Raw genomic sequence first — 22,242 nt, forward strand, 5'->3', positions numbered from 1 at the left:
GGCGTCATGAAAATTGGAGAATTGGCGAAACTCACGGACTGCGCCGTGGAAACGATCCGCTACTACGAGCGCGAAAACCTTCTGCCGGAACCGGCCCGCAGTGACGGCAATTATCGCGTCTATACCCAGGCCCACGCCGAGCGCCTGACCTTCATCCGCAACTGTCGCACCCTCGACATGACGCTTGAAGAAATCCGCAGCCTGCTGGCGTTTCGCGACAGTCCGCAGGACCAGTGCGAAAGCGTGAATGCGTTGATCGACGAGCACATCCACCATGTAAAGGCGCGGATCGACGGCTTGCTGGCCTTGCAGACGCAACTGCTCGACCTGCGCCAACGCTGCGACGAGGGGCCAGGGGTCGATCAATGCGGGATTTTGCAGCGGCTGGAAGTGAGCGGCGGGGTGGTGGCGACGGAGGTTGAGCATTCCCATGTGGGCCGCAGTCACGGCCACTAAAGACGCCATCGCGAGCAGGCTCGCTCCCACAGGGGATCGCGATCAACTGTGGGAGCGAGCCTGCTCGCGATGACCGCGAAGCGGTCCCTGAATCAGACCGCCATCGGCGCGGTCATCGGCGCGTGGTGTTCGTAGCCTTCCAGCGAAAAATCGCCCGGCTCCACCAGCTCCAGCCATTCCGGCTGGTAAACACCCGTCTTGGCAAATTCCGGCACACGGTCGGAAATCACCAGTTTCGGCATCGGAAACGGCTCGCGCTTGAGCTGTTCGTTGAGCATGTCCAGGTGGTTTTCGTAGACGTGGGCATCACCGATGAAATAGGTGAACCAGCGCGGCGTGTAGCCCGTCAGGCGACCGATCAGGCTCAGCAGCGCAGCACCTTCGGTGAGGTTGAACGGCGTGCCCAGGCCCAGATCGTTGGAGCGGATGTAGAGGGTCAGGGAAATCTCCCTGGTCTCGACATTCGGATGGAACTGGTACAGCAAGTGGCACGGCGGCAGGGCCATTTCATCGAGCTGAGCGCAGTTCCAGCCGTGGAACAGGATGCGGCGGCTGCCCGGGTCCTTGATGATGGTGTCGACGCACTGGCGAACCTGGTCGATGGCCTTGTACAGCACCACGTAGGCCTGGCCGTCCTCCTCGCCTTCGGCAATCTGGCGGTAGCCTTGCTTCAGGGTCTGCTCGATAGCAGCCGGGTTGCTGACCGGGATCTGCTTGTACGCTGGCCATTTGCGCCATTGCACGCCGTAGATTTCGCCGAGGTCGTCTTCGCCCTGGCGGAACGGGTTGGCCAGCCACTGGGCGTTTTCGTTGGCGTTCTGGTCCCAGACCTTGCAGCCCAATGCGCGGAATTCGGCAGCGTTGTTCACGCCACGCAGGAATCCGCACATTTCGCCGATGGCCGATTTGAACGCCATCTTGCGCGTGGTGATCGCCGGGAAACCTTCCTGCAGGTCATAACGCAGCATCGCACCGGGAAAGCTGATGGTGTTCACGCCGGTACGGTTGGCCTGTTTGGTGCCGTTCTTGATGACGTGGGCGACCAGTTCGAGATATTGCTTCATGAATTACCTGTGTCCTTGAACCCGCAACCATCGCTGCGGGGTTCGAATTTTATACGGCTGCCGCTGGAGTCGCCGGGGCGCGGTGATACGCCAGCCAGATCAGGAACAGTCCGCCGACGATCATCGGCACGCACAGCACCTGGCCCATGGTCAGCCAGTTCCAGGCCAGATAGCCCAACTGTGCGTCCGGTACGCGGACGAACTCGACGATGAAACGGAAGATGCCATAGAACAGCGCGAACATCCCCGATACCGCCATGGTCGGCCGCGGCTTGCGCGAGAACAGCCAGAGGATCAGGAACAGTGCCACGCCTTCGAGGGCGAACTGGTACAGCTGCGACGGGTGACGCGCCAGTTGCGCCGGATCGGTCGGAAAGACCATCGCCCACGGCACATCGGTTGCCTTGCCCCACAACTCGGCGTTGATGAAGTTGCCGATACGTCCGGCGCCCAGGCCGATCGGCACCATCGGCGCAACGAAATCCATCAGCTGGAAGAACGACTTGTTGTTCTTCTTGCCGAACCACAACGCCGCCAGCATCACACCGATGAAACCGCCGTGGAACGACATGCCGCCCTTCCACACTTCGAAAATCAGCGTCGGGTTGGCCAGGTAAGCGCCCAGATCGTAGAACAGCACATAACCCAGACGTCCGCCGATGATCACCCCCATCGACATCCAGAACACCATGTCGGAGAGTTTCTCCTTGGTCCAGGTCGGGTCGAAGCGGTTCAGGCGGCGAGACGCCAGCAGCCAGGCGCCGCCGATGCCGATCAGGTACATCAGACCGTACCAGTGGATTTTCAGCGGACCGATGGCCAGGGCCACCGGGTCGATCTGCGGGTAAGGCAGCATTGCGACTCCTCGTTAGAGTTCAAATCTTAAAAATTCCCGGGCGACGCTGCCACCTCAGGATTAAGCCAGGATTGCGCTGTGCGTCAGAGCAGATGCTTCAGACTAGAAAGTTCAGACCAACGCAGAACAGCAAAGCGGCAAACAGCCGTTTCAGCAACTTTGGCGACAGGTTGTGGGCCAGTCGCGCACCGAAACGGGCGAACACCATGCTGGTCAGGGCAATGCCCAGCAACGCCGGCAGATAAATGAAACCGAGACTATGGGCCGGGAGCAATGGATCGTGCCAGCCCAGGATCATGAAACTTAATGCACTGGCCAAAGCAATCGGCAGACCGCAGGCCGATGAAGTGGCCACGGCTTGCTGCATCGGCACACTGCGCCAGGTCAGGAATGGCACGGTCAACGAACCGCCGCCAATGCCGAAAATCGCCGAAGCCCAGCCAATCACGCTGCCTGCCACGGTCAGACCGAGTTTGCCCGGCACGGTTCGACTGGCCTTGGGTTTGACCTCCAGCGCCAGCTGAGCGGCGATCACCAGGGCGAATACACCAATGAGCTTCTGCAGGTTGGGGCCGGAAATCGCTTCGGCCGTCAGCGCGCCGAACCCGGCGCCGACCAGAATACCGACGGTCATCCACATGAAGATCGGCCAACGCACGGCGCCGCGGCGGTGATGCTCACGTACCGCGTTGACCGAGGTAAAGATGATCGTCGCCAGGGAGGTGCCCACTGCCAGGTGCGTGAGGATCGACGGATCGAACCCCTGGGCCTTGAAGCTGAACACCAGCACCGGGACGATGATGATCCCGCCGCCCACGCCAAACAGCCCGGCGAGTACACCTGCACAGGCGCCGAGCGCCAGATAGAGCAGAAATTCCATGGTCGTCCCGCCCGTATCCCCAAAACCGGAGCGGCATGGTAACGGATGCATGGCCTCAAGCTCCACTGCGCAAGGCGATGGATCGATGAGCGATGTCTGCGTAGAGTGAGCAAAAAACACACAAGGACAGCCTGATGTGCCTGATTGTTTTTGCCTGGCGACCGGGTCATGCCCTGCCACTGGTCGTGGCGGCCAATCGCGATGAATTCTACGCCCGCCCCAGCCTGCCGCTGGCGCCATGGCCCGAAGCGCCGCACGTGCATGCGGGACGCGACCTCGAGGCCGGTGGCACCTGGCTCGGTGTCGGTGCCAACGGACGCTTTGCGGCGTTGACCAACATCCGCGACCCCCATCGACCGCCGGGGCGCAAGTCTCGTGGGGAGCTGGTGGCGCGATTCCTCGAGGGCGACTGCTCGATTGATGACTATTTGGCCGACGTTGTCAGACGTTCGCCTGAATATGGCGGTTTCAATCTACTGGTTGGCAACAGGAACGAGCTCTGGCACTTCAATGCCCGGGAGACGGAAGCCGTGATGCTGCAACCGGGAGTCTACGGCGTGTCGAACGCCGGGCTGGATACGCCGTGGCCGAAGCTGCTCAAGGCCAAGGCTGCATTGAGCGAGGTGCTGGATGATCCGCAGCCTCAGGCGCTTTTGGCATTATTGAGCGATGCGCAGACCGCGCCGTTTGCCGAGTTGCCGGATACCGGTGTCGGGCTGGCTACCGAAACATTGCTGTCGAGCGTGTTCATTGCCAGCCAGAGTTATGGAACGCGGGCGAGTACGGCGTTGATTGTGCAGGCGGATGGGGCGCTGCATATGGTCGAAAGGAGTTTCGGGCCGTATGGCGGGCATCTTGGGGAAGTGGAGATCAGGTTGTAGTTGTGTGTTGTCTGGACTGGCCCCATCGTGAGCAGGCTCGCTCCCACAGGGGATTTGCGTCGCTCACAGATCCAATGTAGGAGCGAGCCTGCTCGCGAATGGGGCGCCGCAGATCTAGTGGGGCTTGATCGCTGCCGGATTGATCATCCGCGCCAACCCGAGGTTCTTCAGCGCCAGCTGCAACGAGCTGTGAATCACTTGCGGGTTGTCGATGGTCATCAGCTCAGCCAGCAATTCCTTGGCCTTGCTCAGGTTGATCTGGCGCAGCATCCACTTCACTTTCGGCAAGTTGGTGGCGTTCATCGACAGGCTGTCGAAACCCATCGCCATCAACAGCACGGCCGCCGCCGGATCACCGGCCATTTCACCGCAGATACTCACCGGCTTGCCTTCGGCGTGGGCATCACGCACCACGTTCTGCAGCGCCTGAAGCACCGCCGGGTGCAGGTAATCGTAGAGATCGGCCACCCGCGGGTTGTTGCGGTCCACAGCCAACAGGTACTGGGTCAGGTCGTTGGAGCCGACCGACAGGAAGTCCACTTGCCGCGCCAGTTCCTTGGTCTGGTACACCGCCGCCGGAATCTCGATCATCACGCCAATCGGCGGCATCGGTACATCGCAGCCCTCGTCACGCACTTCGCCCCAGGCACGGTGGATCAAGTGCAGGGCTTCCTCCAGCTCGTGGGTGCCGGAAATCATCGGCAACAGAATGCGCAGGTTGTTCAAGCCTTCACTGGCCTTGAGCATGGCGCGGGTCTGCACCAGGAAAATTTCCGGGTGATCAAGGGTGACGCGAATACCGCGCCAGCCGAGGAACGGGTTGTCTTCCTTGATCGGGAAGTACGACAGCGATTTGTCGCCGCCGATGTCCAGGGTTCGCATGGTCACCGGTTGCGGGTGGAACGCGGCCAGTTGTTCGCGGTAGATCGCCAGTTGTTCCTTTTCGCTCGGGAAGCGCTGGTTGATCATGAACGGCACTTCGGTGCGGTACAGGCCAACGCCTTCGGCACCACGCTTCTGCGCACGCGCCACATCCGCCAGCAGGCCGGTGTTGACCCACAGCGGCATGCGGTAGCCATCGACCGTCACGCACGGCAGATCGCGCAGCGCATCCAGCCCCAGGGCCAGTTGCTTCTCTTCCTCGACCACTTCGGCGAACTGCTTGCGCAGCACTTCACTCGGATTGGTGTAGACCTCGCCGTGGTAACCGTCGACGATCATCTGGATGCCGTCGACCTTGGAGTACGGCAGGTCGACCAGGCCCATCACCGTCGGGATGCCCATGGCGCGGGCGAGGATGGCGACGTGGGAGTTACCGGAACCGAGTACCGACACCAGGCCGGCCAGCTTGCCCTCCGGCACCTCGCCGAGCATCGCCGGTGTCAGTTCTTCGCTGACCAGAATGGTGTTGTCGGGGTAGACCAGGGTTTGCTGACGTTCTTCCTGCAAGTACGCCAGCAGACGCCGACCGAGGTCCTTGACGTCCGAGGCCCGCTCACGCAGGTAGGCGTCATCCATCAATTCGAAACGGTTAACGTGATCGGTGACCACCTGGCGCAACGCGCCTTGGGCCCACTGGCCGGTCTTGATCACGGTGGTGACTTCGCTGCCCAGCGCGGCATCGTCGAGCATCATCAGGTAGACGTCGAACAAGGCCCGCTCTTCGGGGCGCAACTGCGTGGCAAGCTTGGCGGACAAGGTGCGCATGTCGGCGCGTACGCCTTCGATGGCGGTCTTGAACAGCCCGAGTTCGGCGTCGATATCAGCGATGGCCTTGTCCGGCACCACGTCCAGATCGGCCGGCGGCAGCATGACCACCGCCGTACCGACTGCCGCACCCGGCGAGCCCGGCACGCCGACGAACTTGGCTTCCTGGATACCTTTGCCCTGACGACCGAGGCCACGGATCGAGCCGGTGGCTTCGGCGTGGGCGATAACGCCGGCGAGCTGCGCGCTCATGGTCACGAGGAAGGCTTCTTCCCCTTCATCGAACTGGCGACGCTCTTTTTGCTGGATGACCAACACGCCGACGACGCGGCGGTGGTGAATGATCGGCGCACCGAGGAACGAGGCGTAACGCTCTTCACCGGTTTCGGCGAAGTAGCGGTAGCGCGGGTGGTCCGCGGCGTTTTCGAGGTTCAGGGGTTCTTCACGCGTGCCGACCAGACCCACCAGACCTTCGTTGGGGGCCATGCTGACCTTGCCGATCGAGCGCTTGTTCAAGCCCTCGGTGGCCATCAGCACGAACCGGTTGGTCTCCGGATCAAGCAGGTAGACCGAGCAGACCTGGCTGCCCATGGCCTCTTTGACGCGCAACACAATAATCCCCAACGCCGCCTTGAGATCCTTGGCGGAGTTAACTTCCTGGACGATCTTGCGCAGCGTATTGAGCATGGCTCGGGGTCGAACTCCGTCGTCAGTCGCGCGCTAAAAGGCGCGGGGCAAGCTCTTTGAGAGCGCGTCGATACACCTCGCGCTTGAATGTCACCACCTGGCCCAACGGATACCAATAGCTGACCCAGCGCCAGCCATCGAATTCCGGTTTACCGGTCAAATCCATCCGCACCCGCTGCTCGTTGGAGATCAGGCGCAGGAGAAACCATTTCTGTTTCTGGCCGATGCACAGCGGTTGGCTGTGGGTACGTACCAGACGTTGCGGCAAACGATAGCGCAACCAGCCCCGGGTGCAGGCGAGAATTTCAACATCTTCGCGCTCAAGGCCCACTTCTTCGTTCAGCTCGCGGTACAAGGCGTCTTCCGGCGTCTCTTCGGGGTTGATTCCCCCCTGCGGAAACTGCCAGGCATCTTGATTGATTCGGCGAGCCCATAGCACCTGGCCGGCGTCATTCGTCAGAATGATCCCGACATTGGGGCGAAAACCATCGGGGTCGATCACGGCAACAACCTCGCAAACGCATGTCGCCGCATTGTTCCACAAAGGTTGTGAAGGCGGCAACGAAGGTTCCTACCTTATGTGCACTCTTGTGAAAAGACCGTATTCTTGTCGCCTTTTTACTGACTTTTCAGCGGGTAACTGCAATGCGCCTGGCTTTATTCGATTTGGACAACACCCTTCTGGGCGGTGACAGCGATCACGCCTGGGGCGATTACCTGTGCGAGCGCGGCTTTCTCGACGCCGTCGCCTACAAGGCACGCAACGATGAGTTCTACCAGGATTACCTGGCCGGCAAACTGGATAACGCTGCTTACCTGAACTTCTGCCTGGAAGTCCTCGGCCGCACCGAAATGGCCACGCTGGATCAATGGCACAGCGATTACATGCGCGACTGCATCGAACCGATCATGCTACCCAAGGCTATAGAACTTTTGGCCAAGCACCGTGCGGCCGGTGACAAACTGGTGATCATCACTGCGACCAATCGCTTCGTCACCGGGCCGATTGCCGAGCGTCTGGGCGTCGAAACCCTGATCGCCACCGAATGCGAAATGCTCGACGGCCGCTACACCGGGCGCAGCACCGACGTGCCGTGCTTCCGTGAAGGCAAGGTGACGCGCTTGAATCGCTGGCTGGAGGAAACCGGGTTTACGCTGGAAGACAGCTACTTCTATAGCGACTCGATGAATGATTTTCCGCTGCTGGAGCAGGTGACCCATCCGGTGGCGGTCGATCCTGATCCGAATCTGCGGGCCGAGGCCAAGAAGCGGGGTTGGCCGGTGATCACTCTGCGCGGCTGATTACGCCATCGCGAGCAAGCTCGCTCCCACAGGGATCTCTGTCGAACACAAATTTTGTGAACCCCAGAAAAACCTGTGGGAGCGAGCTTGCTCGCGATGGGGTCGACTGGGTTTCAAGCCTTAAACAGGCTTGGCCCCCATCAACCCGGCAATGGCCACAAGACAGACAAAACTGAACAACGCCAAGGCAAAGGTGAATTTCCCCACGCCACCCGGCGCCTTGCGCAGCTTGTTCAGCCGCACCAGCAGCCAGAACCACGCCAGTGCCGCCACCGTGTAAAGCACGCTGGAGGCCAGCAACCAGGTCTGCCCCAGCGGCCAGCCCATCAGGTGCACCATCCACCAGCCGGTAAACGGCATGCTCAGCAGCGCCAGACCCATCAGCAGCCAGATAAACACTCTTGGCCGCTGCAAGGTGCGACTACCCGCCGTCGCATCACCTTTGCGCCGCGCAAGCAAAACCCAGACTCCCAGCCCCAGCGCACAAGCCAGCAGTACAACAGTTGCCACCATGTGCGCCGCTTTCAGGGCAGTTAACGTTTCCATTGTCAGATTTCCTTATTGCCTTGCCAGTCAGCGTAGCCGCTCAGCCAAGAAACAGCTGATAGGCCGGGTTGTCGCTTTCGTCCCAGTACGGGTAACCGATTTCTTCCAGCGCCGCCGGCACCAGGTGGCGCTCGTCGTGGGGCACTTGCAGGCCCGCGACGACACGGCCATCGGCCGCGCCATGGTTGCGGTAGTGGAACATCGAGATGTTCCAGCGCCCGCCAAGCTTGTTGAGGAAGTTAAACAGCGCGCCCGGACGTTCCGGGAATTCGAAACGCAGGATCACTTCGTCGACCACATGCGCCGCACGCCCGCCCACCATGTGGCGGATGTGCAGCTTGGCCAGCTCGTTGTCCGTCAGGTCCAGCACCGGGAAACCCTGCTCGCTCAGGCTGGCGATCAGCGCGCTGCGCGGGTCGTTTTCCGGGTGGGTCTGCACGCCGACAAAGATGTGCGCTTCGCTGCCGGTGTTGTAGCGGTAGTTGAATTCGGTGATCTGGCGCTTGCCGATGGCCTCGCAGAACGCCTTGAAGCTACCTGGCTTCTCGGGAATGGTCACGGCGATGATCGCTTCTCGACCTTCGCCCAGCTCCGCACGCTCGGCGACGTGGCGCAGGCGATCGAAGTTGACGTTGGCCCCGGAGTCGATGGCCACGAAGGTCTGGCCGCTGACGCCGCGCTGCTCGACATACTTCTTGATCCCGGCCACGCCCAAGGCGCCGGCAGGTTCGGTGATCGAGCGGGTATCGTCGTAGATATCCTTGATGGCGGCACAGATTTCGTCGGTGCTGACGGTGATCACCTCATCGACATAGTCTTTGCAGATATCGAAGGTGTGCTGACCGATCTGGGCCACCGCAACACCGTCGGCGAAGAGGCCTACGGTCGGCAGTACCACGCGCTCGCCAGCCGCCATGGCCGCTTGCAGGCAATTGGAGTCATCCGGTTCGACGCCGATGATCTTGATGTCCGGGCGCAGATACTTCACGTACGCCGCGATGCCGGCGATCAGGCCGCCGCCGCCCACCGGGACGAAAATCGCATCCAGCGGCTGCGGGTGCTGGCGCAGAATCTCCATCGCCACGGTGCCCTGCCCGGCAATGGTGTGGGGATCGTCATACGGGTGAATGTAGACGTAGCCTTTTTCGTCGACCAGTTTCAGCGAGTAGGCCAGGGCTTCCGGGAACGAGTCGCCGTGCAGCACCACTTTGCCGCCACGGGAGCGCACGCCTTCGACCTTGATCTCCGGGGTGGTCTTGGGCATGACGATGGTCGCTTTCACGCCCAACACCTTCGCCGCCAGGGCCAGGCCCTGGGCATGGTTGCCCGCCGACGCGGTGACCACGCCGCGAGCGCGTTCTTCGTCGCTCAACTGGGTCAACTTGTTGTAGGCGCCGCGAATCTTGAACGAGAACACCGGCTGCAAGTCTTCGCGCTTGAGCCAAATGCTGTTGCCCAGCCGCTCGGAGAGCTGGCGGGCAGTCTGCAGCGGGGTTTCTACGGCAACGTCATAAACGCGCGAGGTGAGGATCTTTTTGACGTACTGTTCAAGCATCGGAAAGCATCACTGAGCGGGTTGGGCAGGACCAAAGAGTCTAACCCGGCTTTCAGCTGTACGACCACACGAATGCAGAGGTTTCAGCCCCGCTTAGGGCTATAATGCCGGCCTTTCGTCCCCTCCTCGGCACCCCGGAGCCCGCATGAACCAGGATCAACTCAAACAGGCAGTGGCTCAGGCCGCCGTCGACTTCATCCTTCCGAAACTCGACGACAAGAGCATCGTCGGGGTCGGCACCGGCTCCACCGCCAACTGCTTCATCGACGCGCTGGCCAAGCACAAGGGCGCATTCGATGGCGCCGTCGCCAGTTCCGAAGCCACCGCCGCACGCCTCAAGGGCCACGGGATTCCGGTGTACGAACTGAACACCGTCAGCGACCTGGAGTTCTACGTCGACGGCGCCGATGAAAGCGACGAGCACCTGAACCTGATCAAGGGCGGCGGCGCAGCCCTGACCCGCGAGAAGATTGTCGCGGCCGTGGCCAAGACCTTCATCTGCATCGCCGACGCCAGCAAGCTGGTACCGGTCCTCGGTACTTTCCCGTTGCCGGTGGAAGTGATCCCGATGGCCCGCAGCCACGTGGCCCGCGAGCTGGTGAAGCTCGGCGGCGACCCGGTTTACCGCGAAGGCGTGCTGACCGACAACGGCAACATCATCCTCGACGTGTTCAACATGCAGATCACCAATCCGGTGGAACTGGAAACGCAGATCAATGCGATCGTCGGCGTGGTCACCAACGGTTTGTTCGCGGCACGTCCGGCGGATCTGTTGTTGCTGGGTACGAGCGAAGGTGTGAAAACCCTGCGCGCCGAGTAAGCCAATCTGTCCACCTAATTTGAGGGCAGACGAAATACCTGTGGGAGCGAGCCTGCTCGCGATAGCGGACTGTCAGTTGAAATCAATCTCGACTGATACACCGCTTTCGCGAGCAGGCTCGCTCCCACATTGGTATGGGGTGTTGATCAGAGTTGTGCCGGCTTCTTGAACACGTAGAACAGGTTCGGCTCACTGACGAGGTACAGCGTACCGTCGTCGTCCACGGCAATCCCCTCCGCTTGCGGCACGGTTTTTTGCAGGCCATGGTGCCCCTTGCTCAATGACATTGTGCTCAGCGGACGCCCGTCCACATCCAGCTCCAGAATCAATCGCGACTCATCCGACAGCGCCAGCAAATGCCCGCTGCGCTCGTCGTATTGCAGGCTCGACAGATCCCGCACGAACATCCCGGCATCACGCTTGGGGTCGTTGATCACATGCACCGAGTAGGATTCTTCAGGATTGAAGCGCGGAAAACCGTGCACCTCGTAGATCAGCATCGGGTTGCGCTCCTTGGCGACGAACAGGCGCTTGCCCACAGAATCGTAAGCCAGGCCCTCGAAGCCCTTGTTGCCGCCCATGTGTACGCCAATGGTCATCTGCTCGGCGTCGGCCGCATCGACGAAAGTGGTGTCCTGCTCCAGACGAATCTTGATCAGCCGCTGCTGGCTTTCGTCTGTGACCACGTAGATGTCCTCACTGATGAACTCCACCGCCTCTGGATCACCGAAGCCAACCAGCGCCACACGACGCAGGATCCTGCCATCGAGGGACAACTCGATCAGCTCGCTCCGCTTGTTGGTGACGGTGAACAGGCTTTTACGCACCGGGTCGTAGGTCAGCGCTGAAACGTCGTCGGCCAGGCCATCGATCATCTGCGCTTCGGTCACAACCTGATACTGGTCCAGCCCCATGGAGCGGGAACTCACCGGCTGCCACAGCGTATGCAGATTGAACCAGGTCCGCTCGAACAGGCGCATGTACTGGGCGATCGCTATCAACGCGATCAGCAAGATCACCGACAGGATCAGAATCAGGAATTTGGGACGGGCAAATCGACGCATTCGGGCAGGCTCGGGTCAAAACAGGCGGATGAAATATCACGCCCGTCTGAACTGAAGCTTAATGGCCGCTGGCCTTTTACGTACAGGCAATCAGTGCAGGCGCTGGTTACTTCTGTTTTTCGAAGCGATAAAACAGGTTCGGCTCACTCACCATGTACAGCGTGCCCGCTTCATCCATGGTCACGCCTTCGGCACGGGGAATGGTGTTTTTCAGGCCGTTGAAACCACGCAGCAGGGTGATGAAACTGACCTGCTCACCCTTCTTGTCCAGTTCCAGCAACAGGTGCGAGTCGGCGGACAGCACCAGCATGTGGCCGGTCCGCGGGTCGACAGCCAGGGCAGACAGGTTCCGCATGTCCAGCGCATGGCTGGCCAGCTTCAACTTGTCGCCGGCCAGGACCTTGCCGTCACCTTTCCAGGCAAACAATGCTGGCGGGCGCTCTTCGCCCAGCAGCAGTTGCTGATCGCTCGGATCCCAGATGACACCCTCGAACGCTTTGTTCTGGTCTTTGGAAGGCCCGAGGTCGTATTTCGGGAAGTCGGCCATATTCAATTCGCGGGTATCGGCATCGACCTTGACGATAGCGATCAGATGCTCGCGCTCATCGACAATGGCCAGCCGGCCGTCGCCCAGCACGGTGATGCCCTCAGGGTTGCTCCAGCCGACCAACGGCATTTTGCGCAGCACATCGCCCTGCAAGTTCAATTCGACCAGGAACGGGTTCTTGCCCATGACCGCAAACAGAGTCTTGGTCTGAGGGTCGTAGGCCACGTCCGATGCTTCGTCCCTCTCCATGCCCGGCAACGGCTTGGCATCGATCACCGCCCGGTAGTCCGGGAGCCAGATGCTCGCCTGACGCTCGGCCGGGCTCTTGAATTGCTCTTTCACCCAGAGCACGCCCCGGGAATCCCAGTGCATGGTAAATGCGACGCCGTAAGCAACAACGGCTACCAACAGCAGCCAGGTGTGCCAACGCAGGGCGAAGCGCGAGCGGCGGGCAGGTTCAAGCGTGGAAAGCGGAGGAGTGGCCATCGGGGAATGCGTTCCAGAAATTCAGGCTAGGGGTAATAGCACAGTTTGGGGCCGGCTCAGAGGCCGAAGACCCTGAAATTTTATCCAGACTGGATGTGAAAAAAACGGGAAATGACAGGGTGAGCCATCTACAGGCCACGACAAAACTAATGTGGGAGCGAGCCTGCTCGCGATGGGGGCGTGTCAGCCAACAAAGATATTGGATGACACACCGCTATCGCGAGCAGGCTCGCTTGTATGCTAGGACTTGAAGGGAGGAGGAGGGACAAGGCTCGATTCTGACTGTTAGCGCAGTACAGATCCGTGGGAGATTTCGCCCCTCCTCCTTTCACCCAAGCGCCGATAAAGAATGCATCTGGCTAGACCGACGATAGGAACAAGCCTGCGCCTCTGGGTGAGCCCTTCAAGTGCTCAAAACCATATCTCGGGGGATGTTCAATGGCAATGCCGGTTTCTGCTATCAAGCCAATCGTGGGCGTGGATGTCGCCAAGAATGAATTGATGATCTATCAGGCCGAACTGGATCTGCTTGAGCCGCTTCCCAATAACAAGCCAGCCATCAAGAAATGGCTGAAAGCCTTGCCGGCACCGGTCGATGTCGCGATTGAGTCGACCAATATCTATCACCTGGAGTTCGCCGACCTGGCCCATGAGGCCGGTTGCACCATTTACATGGTCGGCGGCTATGAACTGAGCCACTACCGCAAAGGTGTGAAGGTTCGCGCCAAAACTGACGCACTGGATGCAAAGTTGCTCGCTCGCTATCTGAAGAACGAGTATGAAGAGCTTCATCCGTGGATCCCGCCCTCGCCGCTGTACCGTTGCCTCTTGAGCCTTTTCCGCCGGCGCGCGGCGCTGGTTCAGGCGCGGGTTGGCCTGGTGCAGAGCTGGACAAATGAACCGCTGCTCAAAGCCGCTTTTGCCGAGCAAGTGGCCTCCATGCAGAGGCTTGAAGGGCTGGTCGAGAAAATGATCAACGACCGCCTGAAAGAAGCCGGCTTGCTTGCCCAGTTGAAGCGTTGCATGAAAGTTGAAGGTATTGGTTTTCTAACTGGCGCCCGCTTGATCGCGGCCTTTCAGCGAGGCGATTTCAGAAATGCAGATGCCTTCATCGCGTTTTTGGGGATGGATTTGCGGGTATCGCAGTCAGGACAAAAAGACGGTCGCCGCAGCCTGACCAAGCGCGGCGATCCGGAGGCGCGTCGGCTTTTGCACAACGCTGCCATGTCGGCCAGCCGCACAGCCGCCTGGAAAGGTTTTTACCAAGAACAAAGAGCTAAAGGGTTCAGTACTACGCAGGCACTGGTGATCTTGGCCCGTAAACTTGCCCGGATCGTATTTGCACTGCTGAAAGGGCAAGGTGAATACCAACCGAAAGCAGGTTGAGGGCTTCCCCTCAACCATAGAATCTCCCACAGGGTATAGCGGTGTTACAACTAGCGAACGCTGCTGGTGAAGCTGCTAACGCCCGGTAACTCCAGAACGATCTCGTCACCGACATTCAGCGGGCCGACGCCCACTGGTGTGCCGGTGAGGATCACGTCCCCGGCCTGCAACGAGAAGCAGCCGGCCATGTGCTGGATCATCGGCACGATCGGGTTGAGCATTGCGCTGCTGTTGCCGTCCTGGCGCACTTCACCGTTGATGGTCAGGCGGATGCCGATGTCGGTCAGGTCGGCAAACGAGCTGCCAGACACGAACGGAGCCAGCACTGCCGCACCGTCGAAGGACTTGGCGATTTCCCAGGGCAGGCCCTTGGATTTCAGCTCGGCCTGCTTGTCGCGCAGGGTCAGGTCCAGGGCTGGAGCGAAACCGGAGATGGCGTCGAGCACTTCTTCACGGCTCGGCTTGGTCGACAACGGCTTGCCGATCAACACCGCGATTTCCGCTTCGTAATGCACCGAACCGCGCTCGGTCGGAATGCTGAAACCGCCTTCCAGCGGCACCACGCAACTGCCCGGCTTGATGAACAGCAGTGGCTCGGTCGGCACCGGGTTGTCCAGTTCCTTGGCGTGTTCGGCGTAGTTACGGCCGATGCACACCACTTTCCCCAGCGGGAAGTGAATGCGCGTACCGTCGACATACTGGTGCTGATAGCTCATTACCGACTCCTGCTTCGTTGGCTCTTAAAGTTCGAAAATCAAACAGCGAAAATCTTGCCCGGGTTCATGATGCCGTTCGGGTCGAACACCGCCTTGACGGCTTTCATGTACTCGATCTCGACCGGTGAACGGCTGTAGGTCAGGTAGTCACGCTTGGTCATGCCCACGCCGTGCTCGGCGGAGATCGAACCGTTGTACTTCTCGACGGTTTCGAACACCCACTTGTTGACAGTGGCGCACTTGGCGAAGAACTCATCCTTGCTCAGGTCATCCGGCTTGAGGATGTTCAAGTGCAGGTTGCCGTCGCCGATGTGGCCGAACCAGACAATTTCGAAGTCCGGGTAGTGTTCGCCGACGATCGCGTCGATTTCCTTCAGGAATGCCGGGACTTTCGATACGGTGACCGAAATGTCGTTCTTGTACGGCGTCCAGTGGGAAATGGTTTCGGAGATGTATTCGCGCAGTTTCCACAGGTTCTGCAACTGGGTTTCGCTCTGGCTCATCACGCCGTCCAGCACCCAGCCCTGCTCGACGCAGTGCTCGAAGGTTTCCAGGGCATGGTTGGCTACTTCTTCGGTGGTCGCTTCGAACTCCAGCAGCGCGTAGAACGGGCAATCGGTTTCGAACGGCGCCGGTACATCGCCCCGGGCCATGACTTTGGCCAGGGCTTTGTCGGAGAAGAATTCGAAGGCGGTCAGGTCAAGCTTGCTCTGGAAGGCGTGCAGCACCGGCATGATCGAGTCGAAATCGGCGGTGCCGAGAACCATCGCGGTGAGGTTTTTCGGCGCGCGGTCCAGGCGCATGGTCGCTTCGACCACGAACCCCAGGGTGCCTTCGGCGCCGATAAACAGCTGACGCATGTCGTAGCCGGTGGCGTTCTTGATCAGGTCGCGGTTCAGTTCCAGCACGTCGCCCTTGCCGGTGACCACTTTCATGCCGGCGACCCAGTTACGGGTCATGCCGTAGCGAATCACCTTGATCCCGCCGGCATTGGTGCCGATATTGCCGCCAATCTGGCTCGAGCCGGACGATGCGAAGTCCACAGGGTAGTACAAGCCTTTTTCTTCAGCGACGTTCTGCAATTGCTTGGTGACCACGCCCGGCTGACAGACAGCGGTGCGGTCGGTCAGGTTCACGTCGAGGACCTGGTTCATGTAGTCGAAGGACACCACGACCTCACCATTGGCCGCCACCGCTGCTGCGGAAAGGCCGGTGCGACCACCGGACGGCACCAGCGCCACCTTGTGTTTGTTGGCCCACAGGACAATGGCCTGGACCTGCTCGGTGGTCTTGGGGAACACGATGGCGGTCGGGGCCGGGGCGAAATGCTTGGTCCAATCCTTTCCGTAAGCATTCAGGGAGTCGGCATCGGTCAGCACCTTGCCAGGCTCAACCAGGGTCTTCAGCTCTTCAATCAGGGCAGGATTGGTCATCGACAGAACTCTCGAACAATTCATGGTCATCCTGAGAACGCTTCACGTCGCAGGAATGAGTGTTTAGCGGGGTGCATATGCTAGCATAACGACCCCGCAGGATAGTGCCCAAGGGCTGTTCTGCGGTGACGGCTGTCGTGCCGTCCGGGTCAGCGTCTGCTGGCTATCTCCTGCCATTTTTCTCCGGGATACAGGTTTACGCAGATGAGCAAGACTTCTCTCGATAAGAGCAAGATCAAGTTCCTTCTTCTCGAAGGCGTCCACCAATCGGCTGTCGACGTCCTCAAGGCGGCGGGCTACACCAGCATCGAGTACCTCACTGGTTCTCTGCCGGAAGCCCAGCTCAAGGAAAAGATCGCTGATGCTCACTTCATCGGCATTCGCTCCCGCACTCAACTGACCGAAGAGATCTTCGATCACGCGAAGAAGCTCGTGGCTGTAGGGTGTTTCTGCATCGGCACCAACCAGGTCGACCTGGACGCCGCCCGCGAACGCGGCATTGCGGTGTTCAACGCGCCGTACTCCAACACCCGTTCCGTAGCGGAGCTGGTGCTGGCCGAAGCGATCCTGCTGCTGCGCGGCATCCCGGAGAAGAACGCTTCCTGCCACCGTGGCGGCTGGATCAAGAGCGCGGCCAACTCCTTCGAGATCCGCGGCAAGAAGCTGGGCATCGTCGGCTACGGCTCGATCGGTACTCAACTGTCGGTCCTGGCGGAAGGCCTGGGGATGCAGGTGTACTTCTACGACACCATCACCAAGCTGCCACTGGGTAACGCCACTCAGGTAGGCAACCTGCACGAGCTGCTGGCGATGTCCGACATCGTTTCGCTGCACGTACCGGAAACCGCCGCCACCCAGTGGATGATGGGCGAGAAGGAAATCCGCGCCATCAAGAAAGGCGGCATCCTGATCAACGCCGCCCGCGGCACCGTGGTCGAACTGGACCACCTGGCGGACGCGATCAAGGACAAACACCTGATCGGCGCGGCCATCGACGTATTCCCGGTGGAGCCACGCTCCAACGAAGAAGAGTTCGAAAGCCCGCTGCGTGGCCTGGACAACGTGATCCTGACCCCGCACATCGGTGGTTCCACCGCTGAAGCCCAGGCCAACATCGGTCTGGAAGTGGCGGAAAAACTGGTCAAGTACAGCGACAACGGTACTTCGGTATCGTCCGTGAACTTCCCGGAAGTGGCCCTGCCGGCTCACCCTGGCAAGCACCGCCTGCTGCACATCCACGAGAACATCCCGGGCGTGCTCAGCGAGATCAACAAGGTCTTCGCCGAAAACGGCATCAACATCTCCGGTCAGTTCCTGCAGACCAACGAGAAAGTCGGCTACGTGGTAATCGACGTCGACGCCGAGTACTCGGACCTGGCGCAAGAGAAGCTGCAACACGTCAACGGCACCATCCGTAGCCGTGTGTTGTTCTGATCACGATCTGAGCAACAAACAAAGGGAGCCTTCGGGCTCCCTTTTTCATTCACGCAACAACCTTACTTGACGTTGACGGTGATCTTCTCGGAAACGATCGGCGGATCGAACGGCATGTGGTTGCTATCGCCCAGTTCCAGCTGCAAGGTGTGTTCGCCCGGCGTGAGCGTTACTTCAGCCTGGGTCTGCGCGTTGCCGAAATGCTGGTGGTTGGCATCCTTGGGAATCGGCGCACCGGCGGCTGGCAGTTCGTCGACGTCGATCAGCAAGTGGTGATGACCGGTGTTCTTGGTGGTATTGCCCGCCGGTGCCAAGGCAACGTTCTCGACCGCGAACTTGACCACGACTGTCTGTGGAACCGTCGCGCCATCCTTGGGAGACACGATGGACACTTCGGCGCCTTTCGGAGCCGGCGTTGCACTGGCCAGCACCGAAACACCCATCAACAGGCCAGCCAAAGCAGCACGTGACATAAAGGTTTTCATTCTCTTCTCCAGTTTTTCCGTAAAATTCGCGTGACCATGACAACTTCATGGCCATTCGTTGTCGAAGGCACTCGACAACCATAGCAAAGCGAGCCTGAATCAGAGGGTCGCGATAATAAATTCAAAGGAGTGACCATGCGCTTTCTGCCTGGCCTGATCTGCCTGCTACCCCTTCTGAGCCCTTTGGCTCACGCCGAACTGATTGATGACATCAACGACCGGGGCGAATTGCGCATTGCCGTTGAAGCCAACACCCCCCCATTCAATTTCAAGGATGACGACAAACTCACCGGTTTCGAAGTCGAGCTGGGCCAACTGCTGGCAAGTGAACTCGATGTCCGGGCCGACTTTGTCGTCACCGACGGCAGCGATCTGCTGACCGGTGTCGAAAGCGGCAAATACGACATCGCCATCAACCACATAGCAGCGACCCCGGATCTCCAGGATCGTTTCGACTTCAGCGAACCCTACATTCAAACCAGCGCGCAACTGATCGCGCAGAAAGAAGAGCCGCGCTCCATTCTGCTGGTGCAGTCGCTGACGGAAGAGAAGCCAAAATCCAACCCGGCTGTGAGCCTGGCGATTCCGTTTCAGAAGGGTAATCCGGCGTTCCATGCCAGCCTGGAAAACGCGTTGCAGCGGATCAAGGATGACGGGCGACTGCAAGCGTTGGAGCAGAAGTGGTTGGGGGTGGAAGCGGGTGTGGTACCCAAACCTTGAAGTTGTTGCAGGTCTGGAGTGAAAGCTGATCCTGTAGGAGCGAGCCTGCTCGCGATGGCGGCCTGACATTCAAACATCCATGTTTGCTGGACTGGCCTCATCGCGAGCAGGCTCGCTCCTACAGTGTCTTGTGTCGCTCGTTAATCGAGTGTTGCCAATGCCCGCGCCGCTTGCGGCAACTCCAACTCACTGAACACCTGCACCCCATGGCGCTTGAGTAGCGCCGCCGTCACGCCCTCGCCACTGACCTTCACGCCGCTGAACGTCCCGTCATAGGTCAGCAGATTGCCGCAGGACGGGCTGTTGGCCTTGAGGATGACGATGCGGATGCCGTGCTTTTGTACCAGCTCCAGTGCCTGATACGCCCCCGACAGAAACTGCGCACTGACGTCCTCGCCCTCGGTGGTGATCACCAACGCCTGGCCGTCGAGGACTTGCGCACCCTGCCCGCCAGGGATTTCCGCCGCCGCCCGAGGCGTTGGCAAGCCGCCGGCGACCTCCGGGCACAAGGGAACGACCCGACCGTCGTCAAGCCACTGCTGAAGTTGATCGAACGGCCCGCTGGCCCCGCCGTCGTAACGGACGCGGTGGCCCAACAGGCAGCGGCTGACGAGAATTTTCTGCATGATCAGAACGGCTCGTTGCCACGACGACGGAACCAGCCGGTCAGCGACAGGCGATCGCGGGTCGCGGGCAGGACTTCGTGGGGAACCTCTCCGGAGAGAAACACCACCAGGCAGCCGCCGATAGGTTGCACGTCGTGGACGCGATCATTGTCGAGGTACATGCGCAACTGGCCGCCGTGCTCGGGAAGCCAGGCGTCATTGAGGTAAACCACCGCCGAAACCATGCGCCGGTCGTCATCGCGAAAGCGGTCGACGTGCTTCAGGTAGAACGCCCCGGGCGGGTACATCGCAAAATGGCTTTCGAAATCCTCCAGGCCGAGAAACAGCCCCCGATTGATCGCCTCGCGCAGGCTGTCCATCAAACTCAGGTAGCTGTCGCAAGCCTCGGCCTGGCCGGGGTCGATCCACTGGATATGGTCGCCACGAATCCCTTCGCGGATCTCCGATGACGGCCCACGGCCCACGGCGGCCGGAGCCAGCTCACCTTCGGCAGCACGTTTGCGACACTCGCCCGCCAGCGCTCGGGTCAGATCCAGAGGCAGGAAAATATTCTGCTGCGACCAGCCGTGCTCAGCCAGGTCATCGACGATTCGTAACAGCAGCGGGTGATCAGAGGATATTTGCATGCCGCGCATAGTATTCCTGTGTCCGAAAATCCGACAGAGCCGCGCAGCGGGTTGATACGAATTCTCGACAAGCAGGGATGCCGCACGGAGAATAGTCGCCTGCTGACTGGAGTCCCTATGCGCCGTTTGCTTTTATCACTGCTGATGTTCTGCGTTTTGCCCGCCTGGGCAGACGGCCACGACCAGTTGTACAAGGTCGCCGGCTGGCCGGAACAACGCGCGCATTTCAACGACGCCCTCTCGGCCGCTCAGCAACGCTACCAGGGCAGCCTGCCTCCGGCGGTGTTTCAGACACTGGTCAATAACAGCAATCAGCGTTTTTCTGCCCGAGCCGTGGACCAGCGCGCCGAAGCGCAATTGCGCAAGAACCTCGCCGACCCCAAACCCGCGCTGACGTTTTTCCAGTCGCCCCTGGGCAAGAAAATCGTTGCCGCCGAGCTGCTGGCGACCCGACGCGACCAACTGGCGAAAAACGCCAAGGGCCTGCCGAAGATGCAGGCCAGCGACAGCCGCATGCTGATCATTGGCCACTTGGCACAAGCCCTTCCCGCACGCGAGGCCGGCGCGGAAGTCAGCCTGGCGATTGCTGGCGTCGCCGCCGATAGCTTGAGTTCGATGATCCCGGGGTTGCTCGGTGCCGGTCAGGCCCAGGGCATGCTCAACGGCCAGCGCCAGCGCCTGATGGACCAGATTGGCAGCGACCTGAACAACACACTGCTGTATGTCTATCGCGACCTGTCGGACAACGAACTGGAAGAGTTCGCGACCTTTGCCGAATCGGCGGAAGGCCAGGCTTATTATCAAGCGGCGTTGGCGGCAATTCGGGCGGGGTTGGCGGTGGGGCAGAGCAACTCGAACCTGACCCAGTGAGTTTCGGCGCCCTCTAGATAGCTTTCGCGAGCAGGCTCGCTCCCACAGGGGAATGCATTCCAAATGTGGGAGCGAGCCTGCTCGCGATGAGGCCCTGACTGTCGCTAGGGATTGCGCCCCTTGATCCGCCTGGTCAAGAACCCGAAATACTCCTCTCGCATCACCAACGTCTCATTCGCCAGATGATGCCGTGCCTCGGGAAGCATCAGCACCTGCGGCCGATCAAACTTGCCCCGCAACACTTCCAGGTTGTGCTCCCAATCCACGGTCATGTCGGCCTGCCCCTGCACGATCAGCGGCCGGCGAGCACTCAGGGGAGCGGCCTCGATGCGTTTGATCCAGCGCGCCAATGCACCCACCCAGGCTGTTGGCAGGCGCAGCGGCTGCAACGGATCGGCTTGCAGGAACGGCAGAAAGTCCGGGTCGTTGGAGTTCTCGCTGAAGCGCCGGGCGATGGCTTTGACGAAAGGCTTGAGAAGGTAGTAACTCAGTTGCGACCAACCCCACGCCCGCGGCCGCACCAGCGGCGACAGCAGAATTACCTGACCCTGCGCCGGGCTGTTCACCCCTGCATTCAACACATGATCGATCACGATCGCCCCGCCTGTACTCTGCCCGCACAGGTGCCACGGCTGCGGCAAGTCGAGAGATTGCGCCTCACTGAACAGGCCTTGCAGGGTGTCCTGATACTCGGCGAAATCCTTGATACTCGCCCGTTCGCCGCTGGATAGCCCATGCCCCGGCAAGTCACAGGCGATCACCGCAAAGCCCTGATCCAGCGCCCACTCGATCACATGCCGGTAAAGCCCGGTGTGGTCGTAGAAACCGTGGATGACAAACAGCGTGGCCTTGGCTCGCTCAGGCCACCAGAACTGGCTCACCAGCTCATAACCGTCGACCTCGAATCGCCCAAGGCCACTGCGCACCTGACGCGGGGCAAAATCCAGCCCGTAGAATCGCTGGTAAGCCTGTGCCTGCGCCGACAACGGCTGCCCGGCCGCCAGTGGCAGCAGGCTTGCGCGTAGAAGATCGGGGTCGAAAGTAGCCGGCATGGACGATTCCAGAGCGTGAAACGGACTTTATAGGCCTGCGATA

At 60.4% G+C, this 22,242-nt stretch carries 23 protein-coding genes; 8 read left to right on the top strand and 15 right to left on the bottom strand.

Translation table 11 applies throughout. From position 1 onward, the window contains the following. Positions 1-6: 6 nt before the first annotated feature. Complete coding sequence (gene cadR / locus WHX55_RS29440; RefSeq protein WP_150725011.1) at positions 7-456, top strand: Cd(II)/Pb(II)-responsive transcriptional regulator; 450 nt, start codon at positions 7-9, stop codon at positions 454-456. Positions 457-548: 92 nt separating this feature from the next. Here the strand turns inward: cadR and WHX55_RS29445 are convergent, their stop codons facing one another. The 3 genes from WHX55_RS29445 to WHX55_RS29455 form a co-directional block, all read right to left on the bottom strand. Next, on the bottom strand, positions 549-1,520 hold the full coding sequence (locus tag WHX55_RS29445) for a thymidylate synthase (protein ID WP_150755062.1): 972 nt from the start codon (positions 1,518-1,520) through the stop codon (positions 549-551). Between the two features lie 49 nt (positions 1,521-1,569). Beyond that, positions 1,570-2,376 (bottom strand): prolipoprotein diacylglyceryl transferase, encoded by an 807-nt coding sequence (gene lgt / locus WHX55_RS29450; RefSeq protein WP_353741761.1) that lies wholly within the window; start codon positions 2,374-2,376, stop codon positions 1,570-1,572. 97 nt (positions 2,377-2,473) lie between these two features. Further along, a complete protein-coding gene (locus tag WHX55_RS29455; protein ID WP_150725009.1) occupies positions 2,474-3,256 on the bottom strand; it encodes a sulfite exporter TauE/SafE family protein in 783 nt (260 codons plus the stop codon). 134 nt (positions 3,257-3,390) lie between these two features. Between WHX55_RS29455 and WHX55_RS29460 the strand changes: the two genes are divergently transcribed. Next, positions 3,391-4,137, top strand: a complete 747-nt coding sequence (locus WHX55_RS29460; protein WP_223445205.1) for an NRDE family protein — start codon at positions 3,391-3,393, stop codon at positions 4,135-4,137. Positions 4,138-4,251: 114 nt separating this feature from the next. On the opposite strand, the gene ptsP is transcribed toward WHX55_RS29460, so the two are convergent. Together ptsP and WHX55_RS29470 are read right to left on the bottom strand one after the other, a co-directional pair. Beyond that, positions 4,252-6,531, bottom strand: a complete 2,280-nt coding sequence (gene ptsP, locus WHX55_RS29465; RefSeq protein ID WP_150759081.1) for a phosphoenolpyruvate--protein phosphotransferase — start codon at positions 6,529-6,531, stop codon at positions 4,252-4,254. Between the two features lie 22 nt (positions 6,532-6,553). Then, positions 6,554-7,033 (bottom strand): RNA pyrophosphohydrolase, encoded by a 480-nt coding sequence (locus tag WHX55_RS29470; RefSeq protein ID WP_003229203.1) that lies wholly within the window; start codon positions 7,031-7,033, stop codon positions 6,554-6,556. Positions 7,034-7,176: 143 nt separating this feature from the next. Here WHX55_RS29470 and WHX55_RS29475 point away from each other — a divergent pair, with 143 nt between their 5' ends. Beyond that, positions 7,177-7,833, top strand: a complete 657-nt coding sequence (locus WHX55_RS29475) for an HAD family hydrolase (RefSeq protein ID WP_353741762.1) — start codon at positions 7,177-7,179, stop codon at positions 7,831-7,833. Positions 7,834-7,953: 120 nt separating this feature from the next. On the opposite strand, the gene WHX55_RS29480 is transcribed toward WHX55_RS29475, so the two are convergent. Together WHX55_RS29480 and ilvA are read right to left on the bottom strand one after the other, a co-directional pair. Further along, positions 7,954-8,379 (bottom strand): DUF2269 domain-containing protein, encoded by a 426-nt coding sequence (locus WHX55_RS29480; RefSeq protein ID WP_353741763.1) that lies wholly within the window; start codon positions 8,377-8,379, stop codon positions 7,954-7,956. A gap of 40 nt (positions 8,380-8,419) precedes the next feature. Continuing rightward, positions 8,420-9,934: a threonine ammonia-lyase, biosynthetic gene (ilvA, locus tag WHX55_RS29485; protein ID WP_150725004.1), complete on the bottom strand. Its 1,515-nt coding sequence runs from the start codon at positions 9,932-9,934 to the stop codon at positions 8,420-8,422. 145 nt (positions 9,935-10,079) lie between these two features. Between ilvA and rpiA the strand changes: the two genes are divergently transcribed. Further along, positions 10,080-10,754, top strand: a complete 675-nt coding sequence (gene rpiA / locus WHX55_RS29490; protein ID WP_046039153.1) for a ribose-5-phosphate isomerase RpiA — start codon at positions 10,080-10,082, stop codon at positions 10,752-10,754. 146 nt (positions 10,755-10,900) lie between these two features. On the opposite strand, the gene WHX55_RS29495 is transcribed toward rpiA, so the two are convergent. After that, positions 10,901-11,818 (bottom strand): SdiA-regulated domain-containing protein, encoded by a 918-nt coding sequence (locus tag WHX55_RS29495; protein ID WP_150759083.1) that lies wholly within the window; start codon positions 11,816-11,818, stop codon positions 10,901-10,903. 106 nt (positions 11,819-11,924) lie between these two features. Continuing rightward, entirely contained in the window at positions 11,925-12,851 is a 927-nt protein-coding gene (locus tag WHX55_RS29500; protein WP_150759084.1) for an SdiA-regulated domain-containing protein, read from the bottom strand. A gap of 438 nt (positions 12,852-13,289) precedes the next feature. Between WHX55_RS29500 and WHX55_RS29505 the strand changes: the two genes are divergently transcribed. Next, positions 13,290-14,237 (top strand): IS110 family transposase, encoded by a 948-nt coding sequence (locus WHX55_RS29505; RefSeq protein WP_150759740.1) that lies wholly within the window; start codon positions 13,290-13,292, stop codon positions 14,235-14,237. 50 nt (positions 14,238-14,287) lie between these two features. Here the strand turns inward: WHX55_RS29505 and WHX55_RS29510 are convergent, their stop codons facing one another. Next, a complete protein-coding gene (locus tag WHX55_RS29510; RefSeq protein ID WP_150755054.1) occupies positions 14,288-14,953 on the bottom strand; it encodes a fumarylacetoacetate hydrolase family protein in 666 nt (221 codons plus the stop codon). 38 nt (positions 14,954-14,991) lie between these two features. Then, positions 14,992-16,386, bottom strand: a complete 1,395-nt coding sequence (locus WHX55_RS29515; RefSeq protein ID WP_150757516.1) for an FAD-binding oxidoreductase — start codon at positions 16,384-16,386, stop codon at positions 14,992-14,994. Between the two features lie 204 nt (positions 16,387-16,590). Here WHX55_RS29515 and serA point away from each other — a divergent pair, with 204 nt between their 5' ends. Beyond that, a complete protein-coding gene (serA, locus tag WHX55_RS29520; RefSeq protein ID WP_150725000.1) occupies positions 16,591-17,820 on the top strand; it encodes a phosphoglycerate dehydrogenase in 1,230 nt (409 codons plus the stop codon). A gap of 62 nt (positions 17,821-17,882) precedes the next feature. On the opposite strand, the gene WHX55_RS29525 is transcribed toward serA, so the two are convergent. Further along, positions 17,883-18,305, bottom strand: a complete 423-nt coding sequence (locus WHX55_RS29525; protein ID WP_150724999.1) for a DUF4399 domain-containing protein — start codon at positions 18,303-18,305, stop codon at positions 17,883-17,885. A gap of 135 nt (positions 18,306-18,440) precedes the next feature. Between WHX55_RS29525 and WHX55_RS29530 the strand changes: the two genes are divergently transcribed. Further along, entirely contained in the window at positions 18,441-19,025 is a 585-nt protein-coding gene (locus tag WHX55_RS29530) for a transporter substrate-binding domain-containing protein (RefSeq protein ID WP_150757515.1), read from the top strand. Positions 19,026-19,165: 140 nt separating this feature from the next. Here the strand turns inward: WHX55_RS29530 and WHX55_RS29535 are convergent, their stop codons facing one another. Next, a complete protein-coding gene (locus WHX55_RS29535; RefSeq protein ID WP_150757514.1) occupies positions 19,166-19,651 on the bottom strand; it encodes a DUF523 domain-containing protein in 486 nt (161 codons plus the stop codon). 2 nt (positions 19,652-19,653) lie between these two features. Further along, positions 19,654-20,286, bottom strand: coding sequence for a 2OG-Fe(II) oxygenase (locus WHX55_RS29540; protein ID WP_150757513.1), 633 nt, complete (start codon positions 20,284-20,286; stop codon positions 19,654-19,656). A gap of 108 nt (positions 20,287-20,394) precedes the next feature. Here WHX55_RS29540 and WHX55_RS29545 point away from each other — a divergent pair, with 108 nt between their 5' ends. Beyond that, the gene (locus tag WHX55_RS29545; protein ID WP_150757512.1) at positions 20,395-21,147 is read left to right on the top strand and encodes a DUF2059 domain-containing protein; all 753 of its coding nucleotides are present in this window, start codon (positions 20,395-20,397) and stop codon (positions 21,145-21,147) included. A gap of 104 nt (positions 21,148-21,251) precedes the next feature. Here WHX55_RS29545 and WHX55_RS29550 read toward each other — a convergent pair whose 3' ends face one another. Then, a complete protein-coding gene (locus tag WHX55_RS29550) occupies positions 21,252-22,199 on the bottom strand; it encodes an alpha/beta hydrolase (RefSeq protein WP_150757511.1) in 948 nt (315 codons plus the stop codon). Between the last annotated feature and the right edge of the window lie 43 nt (positions 22,200-22,242).

Source organism: Pseudomonas fluorescens (assembly GCF_040448305.1).
In the GTDB taxonomy this organism is placed as follows: domain Bacteria; phylum Pseudomonadota; class Gammaproteobacteria; order Pseudomonadales; family Pseudomonadaceae; genus Aquipseudomonas; species Aquipseudomonas fluorescens_BH.